General features: G+C 50.0%; 2 protein-coding genes. Both read right to left on the bottom strand.

Annotated elements, in window-relative coordinates; translation table 11 throughout:
- Window positions 1-568: 568 nt before the first annotated feature.
- A complete protein-coding gene (locus MHM85_RS18305; protein WP_016915536.1) occupies window positions 569-763 on the bottom strand; it encodes a DUF2933 domain-containing protein in 195 nt (64 codons plus the stop codon).
- The coding region (locus MHM85_RS18300; RefSeq protein ID WP_239286594.1) for an HAD-IC family P-type ATPase at window positions 760-1,133 on the bottom strand (374 nt) is incomplete at its 5' end. The genes MHM85_RS18305 and MHM85_RS18300, both read right to left, overlap by 4 nt.

Here is a 1,133-nt window from a genome sequence, read left to right as displayed (position 1 = left end):
GAGAAGGTCAGCTTTTCAGGTACCATTTTGGAAGCGGCTGTTGGTGCTTGATGGATTGGTTAGGTTCTTGAAATCATAGCACTTTCAGCCGCTTTCTTTTATACCCTGTGAGAAATCCGGGCTAGGGGCTAGTCCGTTAAAGGGCCTTCACTAACTCGCCATAATCTCCGTCCACGCGCAAGACAATGGTCACATCGTTGTCATTGCGGTTACGGAAGAACCAGCCATGATTGCCAGGAGGAACAGAGCGAGAAACCTGAATATTTTGGCGATCATGATTTAGTAACTGGCCGGTTGCTTGCTAGCTTATGCCCATGCAGTTTGGGTAGTAGGGCAATGGTTATTTCCTTCTTGTTAAATTAAGTATTTGTTTTTATTTGTTTTTATTTTTTCTATCTATATTCAAATCCAGGATATTGAGTAGTACCTATGCTAGTCCAGCAAAATCTATATATTTAAATAGCAGGTGGTCACTACTTGGCCACCTGTCTCTTTAAGGAAGACTGAAGCTAGTACTGGCTATATTTGATGCCGAAGACATCGATTTCATGAACGCAATGACGCTGGCTCACTTCTCATCCTTATTTCTTTGATGATGACCGAAATGGCGATGCATGAGGAAATGCATGCCAAGACAGAGTGTCAGGGGAAGCAACAGCCAGGCCCCAGTGCCCAGTGACTGGCCGCGCCACATTAGAAAGAACATGGCCACGCCCATAATTACTAAGCAAGCAGTCATCATCCAGTGGTGAATGCGGTTCATTTGGCGTCTCCTTGTGGGTTGTTTGTGGCGAAGCGCCGCTTGAGTAGCAGCGAGTTGCCAATGACGGAGAGAGAGCTTGCGGTCATGGCGATGACGCCGATCATCGGGTGCAGCAGACCAATCGCGGCGATGGGAATGGCTGCCACGTTATAAGCGCTGGCCCAGATCAGGTTTTGGACGATTTTGCCGAAGGTGGCGCGAGATAGGTGCATGGCATCCACCACGGCGGTCAGTTCGCCGCGCACCAGGGTCACATCGGCGGCCTCAATGGCCACATCTGCCCCCGCGCCGATGGCTATGCCAACGTTGGCTTGCTTCAACGCCGCGGCATCATTGATGCCATCGCCGACCATGGCCACGTGGTTGCCAT

The organism is Halomonas sp. McD50-4, from assembly GCF_022348135.1.
Lineage (GTDB): Bacteria > Pseudomonadota > Gammaproteobacteria > Pseudomonadales > Halomonadaceae > Vreelandella > Vreelandella piezotolerans.
This window is presented reverse-complemented; position numbering and strand designations above follow the sequence as displayed.